Annotated in this window: 7 protein-coding genes; 6 read left to right on the top strand and 1 reads right to left on the bottom strand. The window is 73.3% G+C overall.

The window, feature by feature from the left end:
• From AC0CYZ_RS30635 to pgl, 6 genes are all read left to right on the top strand, one after another.
• Positions 1-1599: transketolase family protein (locus tag AC0CYZ_RS30635; protein ID WP_472221888.1), on the top strand; the 1599-nt coding region annotated here is incomplete at its 5' end.
• 61 nt (positions 1600-1660) lie between these two features.
• On the top strand, positions 1661-2782 hold the full coding sequence (tal, locus tag AC0CYZ_RS30630; protein ID WP_472221887.1) for a transaldolase: 1122 nt from the start codon (positions 1661-1663) through the stop codon (positions 2780-2782).
• Positions 2779-4464 (top strand): glucose-6-phosphate isomerase, encoded by a 1686-nt coding sequence (locus tag AC0CYZ_RS30625; protein WP_472221886.1) that lies wholly within the window; start codon positions 2779-2781, stop codon positions 4462-4464. Before tal ends, AC0CYZ_RS30625 begins: the two co-directional genes overlap by 4 nt.
• Positions 4465-4481: 17 nt before the next feature.
• Positions 4482-6008: a glucose-6-phosphate dehydrogenase gene (gene zwf, locus AC0CYZ_RS30620; protein ID WP_472221889.1), complete on the top strand. Its 1527-nt coding sequence runs from the start codon at positions 4482-4484 to the stop codon at positions 6006-6008.
• A gap of 27 nt (positions 6009-6035) precedes the next feature.
• On the top strand, positions 6036-6986 hold the full coding sequence (locus AC0CYZ_RS30615; RefSeq protein ID WP_472221885.1) for a glucose-6-phosphate dehydrogenase assembly protein OpcA: 951 nt from the start codon (positions 6036-6038) through the stop codon (positions 6984-6986).
• Positions 6983-7804 carry a 6-phosphogluconolactonase gene (pgl, locus tag AC0CYZ_RS30610; protein ID WP_472221884.1) on the top strand — a complete coding sequence of 274 codons (822 nt, stop codon included), beginning with the start codon at positions 6983-6985 and terminating at the stop codon, positions 7802-7804. Before AC0CYZ_RS30615 ends, pgl begins: the two co-directional genes overlap by 4 nt.
• A gap of 183 nt (positions 7805-7987) precedes the next feature.
• Here pgl and AC0CYZ_RS30605 read toward each other — a convergent pair.
• Positions 7988-8237 (bottom strand): hypothetical protein (locus AC0CYZ_RS30605; protein ID WP_472221883.1); only part of this gene is annotated, 250 nt, incomplete at its 5' end.

The raw sequence follows: 8237 nt of genomic DNA, 5'->3' as shown, positions 1-8237 counted from the left end.
TTCGACCACTTCATCTACGTCATCGCCTCCGACGGCGACATCGAGGAGGGCGTGACGGCCGAGGCGAGCTCGATCGCCGGCCGCCAGCAGCTCGGCAACCTCGTCGTCTTCTACGACGACAACCACATCTCGATCGAGGACGACACCACGGTGGCGCTCTCCGAGGACGTCGTCGGGCGCTACGAGGCCTACGGGTGGCACACCCAGGTGGTCCGGGGCGGCGAGAACGTCGTGGGGATCCGCGAGGCGATCGACAACGCCAAGGCCGTCACCGACCGACCCAGCTTCATCGCGCTGCGCACCGTCATCGGCTATCCGGCGCCGGACAAGCTGAACACCGGCGGCGCGCACGGCGCGGCGCTGGGCGCCGACGAGGTCGCGGCCGTCAAGAAGATCCTCGGCTTCGACCCCGACAAGTCCTTCCAGATCGAGGACGAGGTCCTCGCCCACGCCCGCGAGGTCAAGGACCGCGGACGCGAGGCCCACGAGGCCTGGACGAAGCGGTTCGACGACTGGGCGGAGGCGAACCCGGAGCGTCGGGAGCTCTTCGACCGCATGGCCAAGCGCGAGCTGCCCGCGGGCTGGGCCGACTCGCTGCCGACGTGGAGCACCGACGACGACCCGCTCGCCACCCGCAAGGCACTGCAGAAGATCCTCGGCGCCGTCGGGCCGGAACTGCCCGAGCTCTGGGGCGGCTCGGCGGACCTCGCCGAGAGCAACAACACGACGATCCCGGACTCGCCCTCGTTCGGGCCCTCCACCGTGAAGACCGAGATGTGGGGGCAGATGAGCCCCTACGGCCGCGTCCTGCACTTCGGGGTCCGCGAGCACGCGATGGGCTCGATCCTGAACGGGATCGTGCTGCACGGCGGCACCCGCGTCTTCGGCGGCACCTTCCTCATCTTCTCCGACTACATGCGGCCCCCGGTCCGCCTGGCGGCGCTGATGAACCTGAACACGATCTACGTCTGGACGCACGACTCGATCGGCCTCGGCGAGGACGGCCCGACCCACCAGCCGATCGAGCAGCTGGCGAGCCTGCGCGCGGTCCCGCGGATGTCGGTGCTCCGCCCGGCCGACCCGAACGAGACCGCGCACGCGTTCCGGGCGGTCCTCGAGAACCCGACCGGGCCCGCCGGTCTCGCGCTGACCCGCCAGAACCTCCCGGTCCTGGAGGGCACGTCGGCCGAGGGCGTCGCCAAGGGTGGTTACGTCCTGGCCGACGCGAGCGACGGCTCCCCGCAGGTGATCATCATGGCCACCGGCTCGGAGGTGCAGCTCGCCGTCGAGGCCCGGAAGACCCTCGAGGACGACGGCGTCCCCACCCGCGTGGTCTCGATGCCCTGCCTCGACTGGTTCGAGAACCAGGACGAGGACTACCGCGAGAGCGTGCTGCCCTCGTCGGTCACCGCGCGTGTCTCGGTGGAGGCCGGGGTGGCCCAGCCCTGGTTCCGCCACATCGGCACCGTCGGTGAGCCCGTCTCCATCGAGCACTTCGGGGCGAGCGCCGACTACAAGACCCTGTTCGAGAAGTTCGGTTTCACCGCCGAGGCCGTCGTCGACGCCGCGCGCCGCACACTGGCACGTGTGACGTCCTGACCGACCAGGTCGACCCCGGCCACCCCGACGTCCGGACACAACAGTCCATCCGGAGGACACCATGAGCCCCACCCCCCTGGCCGACCTCTCCTCGGCCGGCGTATCCATCTGGCTCGACGACCTCTCCCGCCAGCGCATCATGAGCGGCAACCTGAAGACGCTCATCGAGCAGAAGCACGTCGTCGGGGTCACGTCGAACCCCTCGATCTTCCAGGCGGCGCTGTCCGACGCGGACCACTACGCCGAGCAGCTCGACGACCTCGCCCGGCGGGGCGCCTCGGTCGACGACGCGGTCCGCGAGATCACCACCGACGACGTCCGCCACGCCTGCGACATCTTCCGGGGGGTGTTCACCGAGACCGGCGGCACCGACGGGCGGGTCTCGCTCGAGGTGGACCCCCGCAACGCCCACAAGACCGACGCCACGGTCGACGAGGCCGTCGACCTGTGGAAGACGGTCGACCGGCCCAACCTGATGATCAAGATCCCGGCGACGCCCGAGGGCATCCCGGCGATCACGCGCACGCTCGCCGAGGGCATCAGCGTCAACGTCACGCTGATCTTCTCCGTCGACCGCTACCGCGCCGTGATGGACGCCTTCCTCGCCGGCATGGAGCAGGCCAAGGCCAACGGCCACGACCTCTCCTCGATGGCCTCGGTCGCCTCCTTCTTCGTCTCGCGCGTGGACACCGAGGTCGACAAGCGCCTGGAGAAGATCGGCACCGACGCGGCCCTCGCGCTGCGCGGGACCGCCGCCATCGCCAACGCGCGCCTGGCGTACCAGGCCTACCTCGACGTCTTCGGCACCGAGCGCTGGGCCACCCTGCAGGGTGCCGGCGCGAAGTCGCAGCGCCCGCTGTGGGCCTCGACCGGCGTCAAGAACAAGGCCTACCCGGACACGCTGTACGTGACCGAGCTGGTCGCCCCGAACACCGTCAACACCATGCCCGAGGCCACCCTCGACGCGTTCGCCGACCACGGCGAGCTGCACGGGGACGCGGTGTCGGGGACGGCGGGCGCGGCCGCCGAGGTCTTCGCCGCTCTCACCGAGGTCGGCGTCGACATGGACGACGTCCTCCAGGTGATCGAGGACGAGGGCGTCGACAAGTTCGAGAAGGCCTGGAACGAGCTCCTCGAGACGGTGTCCGAGCAGCTGACCCGCCGCAGCCCGGAGCAGTCGTGAGCGCCGCCGAGAGCGGGGTCTCGGTCTCGCTGGTCGACCCCCAGCTCGCCGACGCGGCCTCGGCGCTCGTCGAGAAGCTCGTCGGCGACGGCGTCGCCTCCGCCCTGGGGCGCAAGGACCCCACGCTGTGGGGTCCGGACGCGCAGAGCGAGGCCGCCAAGCGGCTGAGCTGGGTCTCGCTGCACGAGACCTCGCGCCCGCTGGTGGACCGTCTGACCGCGCTCCGCGGTGACCTGCACGCCGAGGGCGTCGACCGCGTCGTCCTCGCCGGGATGGGCGGCTCGTCGCTCGCGCCCGAGGTCATCTGCCACACCCGCTCCGGCTCGGCGGTCGGCGGCGCGCACCCGATCACGGTGCTCGACACCACCGACCCCGGCCAGGTCTCCGACGCCCTCGCGGGCGACCTCTCGCGCACCGTGCTCGTCGTGAGCTCGAAGTCCGGCGGCACCGTCGAGACCGACAGCCAGCGCCGCACCTTCGCGGAGGTCTTCGCCGCCAACGGGATCGACGCGGCGAGCCGGATGGTCGTCGTCACCGACCCGGGGACGAAGCTCGCGCAACTCGCCACCGAGCAGGGGTACCGCACCACCGTTGAGGCCGACCCCGAGGTCGGCGGGCGCTACTCGGCGCTCACCGCGTTCGGGCTGGTCCCCTCCGCGCTCGCCGGGGTCGACGTCGGTCAGCTCCTCGACGAGGCGGCCGCCGCGGCCCCGGCCCTGCAGGCCGACAGCGCCGACAACCCCGCGATCCTGCTCGGCGCCGCCCTCGCCGCCGCGCACAACGCGGGCGCGGAGAAGGTGGTCCTCGCCGATTCCGGCTCCGGGCTGATCGGCTTCGGCGACTGGGCGGAGCAGCTCATCGCCGAGTCGACCGGCAAGCAGGGCGTCGGCCTCCTGCCGGTCGTCGTCGAGTCCCCCGACGCGCCCGGGTTCGCCGACCACGGGAGCGACGCCACCGTCGTCACCATCGGACCCGCGACCGGGAACGCCCAGATCGCGGCCGAGGGCACCCTCGGCGGCCAGTTCCTGCTCTGGGAGACCGCGGTCGCGCTCGCGGGCCGGCTGATCGGGATCAACCCGTTCGACCAGCCCGACGTCGAGTCCGCCAAGCAGGCCACCCGCGACCTGCTCGACGCGGCGGGCTCCGGCTCCGGGCCGGCCCAGGACGAGGCGCCCGTGCTCGTCGACGGCCCGGTGGAGGTCCGCGGGGGCCCCTGGCTCGGCTCCCCCGGCACGCTCACCGAGGCGCTCCAGGCCCTGGTGGACGCGGCGCCCGACCACGGCTACGTCGCGGTCCAGGCTTACCTCGACCGGCTCGACGACGCGTCGGCGAGCGTGCTGCGCGCCGAGATCGCGGCGCGGACGGGCCTGCAGACGACCTTCGGCTGGGGCCCGCGCTTCCTGCACTCCACCGGGCAGTACCACAAGGGCGGGCACCAGAACGGCGTGTTCCTGCAGATCACGGGCTCGGTGGCCGACGACCTGGCGATCCCCGACCAGCCCTTCACGTTCGGGCAGCTCCAGCACGCCCAGGCGGCCGGCGACGCCAAGGTCCTCGCCGACCACGGACGCCCGGTGCTGCGGGTGCACCTCGCCGACCGGGCGGCCGGGCTGGTGGCGCTCGCGAACGCCGTCGCCGGGGCGAGCGGAGCGACGGGGAGAGACGCGGAGGTGTCGCGTTGAGCCGTGGCGGCTCCCCGATGCAGCACTGGGACAACCCCCTGCGCGACCCGCGGGACAAGCGGCTCCCGCGGATCGCGGGCCCGAGCGGGCTCGTGCTCTTCGGGGTGACCGGCGACCTCGCGCGCAAGAAGTTGATGCCGGCCATCTACGACCTCGCGAACCGGGGCCTGCTGCCGCCCGGTTTCGCGCTGGTCGGGTTCGCGCGGCGCGACTGGGCGGACGAGGACTTCGCCGACGTCGTGCACGACGCGGTGCGCGAGCACGCCCGCACGCCGTTCCGCTCCGAGGTGTGGGACCGGCTCGCGGAGGGCCTGCGCTTCGTCCAGGGCACCTTCGACGACGACGACGCGTTCGACCGGCTCGCGGCGACCGTGGCCGAACTGGACACCGAGCGCGGCACCAACGGCAACCACGCGTTCTACCTCTCGATCCCGCCCGACGCGTTCCCGACGGTGTGCAAGCAGCTCTCCCGCTCCGGGCTGGCCGACTCCACCGACGACGCCTGGCGCCGCGTCGTCATCGAGAAGCCCTTCGGGCACGACCTCGCCTCGGCGCAGGAGCTCAACGAGATCGTCAACGACGTCTTCCCCGAGGAGTCGGTGTTCCGCATCGACCACTACCTCGGCAAGGAGACGGTGCAGAACCTGCTCGCGCTGCGCTTCGCCAACGAGCTGTTCGAGCCGATCTGGAACGCCCACCACGTCGACCACGTGCAGATCACGATGGCCGAGGACATCGGGGTGGGTGGCCGCGCCGGCTACTACGACGGGATCGGCGCCGCCCGGGACGTCATCCAGAACCACCTGCTCCAGCTGCTCGCCCTGTGCGCGATGGAGGAGCCGCTGTCGTTCTCCCCGCACGACCTGCGCGAGGAGAAGATCAAGGTCCTCTCCGCGACGAAGCTCGAGGAGCCGCTGGACGAGACCACCGCGCGCGGGCAGTACACCGCCGGGTGGCAGGGCTCGACCGAGGTGAAGGGCCTGCAGCAGGAGGAGGGGTTCCCGAGCGACTCGGTGACCGAGACCTACGCCGCGATCACCTGCGAGGTGAACACCCGCCGCTGGGCCGGGGTGCCGTTCTACCTGCGCACCGGCAAGCGGCTGGGTCGGCGCGTCACCGAGATCGCCATCGTGTTCAAGCGCGCCCCGCACCTGCCGTTCGACCAGACGATGACCGAGGAGCTCGGGCAGAACGCGCTGGTCGTGCGGGTGCAGCCCGACGAGGGCGTCACGCTGCGGTTCGGGTCCAAGGTCCCGGGCTCGGGCATGGAGGTCCGCGACGTCACGATGGACTTCGGGTACGGCACGGCGTTCACCGAGGCCTCCCCCGAGGCCTACGAGCGCCTGCTGCTCGACGTCCTGCTGGGCGAGCCGTCGCTCTTCCCCACCAACACCGAGGTCGAGCTGTCCTGGCGGATCCTCGACCCGGTCATCGAGAAGTGGCACCGCGAGGGCACTCCCGACGCCTACCCCGCGGGCACCTGGGGCCCGCGCTCGGCCGACGAGCTCCTCTCGCGCACCGGCCGCGTCTGGCGCAGGCCCTGACCGCATCATGGCTATGAAGGGGGACCAGTGATCGTCGACCTGCCGTCGACCGACACCTCGGCGGTCAACCGCAAGATGGTGGAGCTGCGCGAGAGCGCGGGTGCCGTGGCCCTGGGCCGGGTGCTCACCCTCGTCATCTCCACCGAGGACGGGCCCGGGGCCGAGAGCGCCATCCAGGCTGCCAACGACGCCTCCCGCGAGCACCCGTGCCGCGTGCTGGTGCTGGCCCGGGGAATCCGGCGGGCGGCCTCACGGCTCGACGCCCAGATCCGCATCGGCGGTGACGCGGGCGCGAGCGAGGTGATCGTGCTGCGCATGTACGGCCCGCTCGCGGACCAGGGCGGCAGCATCATCGTCCCGCTGCTGCTCCCCGACGCCCCGATCGTCGCGTGGTGGCCCGGCGACCCCCCGGCCGCCCCGGGGCAGGACCCGGTCGGGTCGGTCGCGGCCCGGCGGATCACGGACGTCTCGACCACGCGCTCCCCGTCGAAGACCCTCGCGAAGCTGGCCGGGCGCTACCACCCGGGCGACACCGACCTCGCGTGGACCCGCATCACCTCCTGGCGCGGTCTGCTCGCCGCGGCCCTCGACGAGCCGCCGCACGAGGACGTCACCCGCATCGAGGTGTCGGGCGAGGCGGACTCCGCCTCCGCGGACCTGCTGGCCGGGTGGCTGTCGTCCCGGCTCGGGGCGCCGGCGGAGACGAGCGTCGCCGCGGTGCCGGGCGGCGGCATCGGTGCGGTCCGCCTCGAGCGGCCGTCCGGGCCGGTGGAGCTCCGCCGGATCGACAGCAAGACCGCCCGCCTCTCGCAGCCTGGTCAGCCCACCCGTCGGGTGGCGCTGGCGCGTCGCACGGTGCGGGAGTGCCTGGCCGAGGAGCTGCGCCGCCTCGACCCGGACGAGATCTTCCGCGAGGCGCTCGAGAACGTGCCGTCCACCGGGGGTCGGCGGTCCTCGCGTGCGAAGGCGAAGACATGAGTGCCGAGACCCGCACGGTGGCGGGGCGTGAGGTCGTCGTCCACGACGACGAGCAGGCGGTGGCCGACGACGGGGCGGCGCGGCTCCTGGCGGCCCTCGCCGGGGCGCAGAGCGCACGCGGGCTCGCCTCGGTCGTCCTGACCGGGGGCGGCATCGGCATCGCAATGCTGCGCGCCGTCGCCGCCTCGCCCGACCGCGACTCGGTCGACTGGTCGCGCCTCGAGGTCTTCTGGGGCGACGAGCGCTTCGTGCCGGCCGGCGACCCCGAGCGCAACGACGCGCAGGCCCGCGAGGCGCTGCTCGACGCGGTGCCCCTCGACCCGGCGCGGGTGCACCCGATGGCGTCGTCGACGCCCGGGCACGCGGCGCTGGACGCGGGCGAGGTCGAGCTGACCGACACCGCCGATCCCGACCAGGGGGCCGAGGCCTACGCGCAGGAGCTGACCGAGGCCTCCGCCCGGCTCGGCGAGGCGGCCGGGGCGCCCGGCATCCCGGCGTTCGACGTGCTGCTGGCCGGCTGCGGGCCGGAGGGCCACACCCTCTCGGTCTTCCCCGACTCCCCCGCCGTCCACGCGACCGCACCCGGCGTCGTCGCGGTCCGGGACTGCCCGAAGCCCCCGCCGACGCGCATCTCGCTCACCCTCGCCGCGTCCCGGGCCGCGCGCGAGGTCTGGCTGGTGGCGGCCGGCTCCGGCAAGGCGGAGGCACTGGGCCGGGCGGCGCACGGCGCGGACGAGGTCGAGATCCCGCTCGCCGGCCTGGCCGGGACCGAGCGCACGCTGTGGCTGCTCGACCGTGCGGCCGCCGCCGACATCTGAGCGGACTTCGGCTCCACGCCGGCGCTCACCACGCTCACCACGCTCACCACGCTCGCCGCAGAACCGGGTCGCCGGGACCCGGTTCTGCGGCGGTCGTCGTGAAACCGGGTAGCGCCGTGCCGGCCGAGTGGACTCCCACGGCTGCGGGTGCCGCCCCGGGGGTCCACTCGGTCGCCCCGCGGCTCAGACCCGCTCCCACGGACGGAGCGCGCGGTCGTAGATCGCCCAGGCGCGGCCGTGTGCGGCGATGCGGCGCCCGAGGGCGGCCAGCAGCGCGAGGTCGGCGGCCGGGGTGTGCGCGTACTGCGGGCCCCGGGGCCGGGCGGGATCCCGCGGATCGGGGCCGCTGTCGAAGCGGCTGTCGGCGCCGTAGCGCGCGACCGCGAGGACGGCGAGGACGACGACGGCTCCGAGGACGGTGATCATGTCGTGC

Source organism: Actinomycetospora sp., assembly GCF_055612215.1.
Note: the sequence above shows the minus strand (reverse complement) of the source record. Positions and strands in the feature narration are given on the sequence as shown.

Excerpts from the sequence above, each read along its gene's own strand:
- tal (WP_472221887.1), top strand. The coding sequence starts at position 1,661 with ATGAGCCCCACCCCCCTGGCCGACCTCTCCTCGGCCGGCGTATCCATC.
- zwf (WP_472221889.1), top strand. The coding sequence starts at position 4,482 with ATGCAGCACTGGGACAACCCCCTGCGCGACCCGCGGGACAAGCGGCTC.
- pgl (WP_472221884.1), top strand. The coding sequence starts at position 6,983 with ATGAGTGCCGAGACCCGCACGGTGGCGGGGCGTGAGGTCGTCGTCCAC.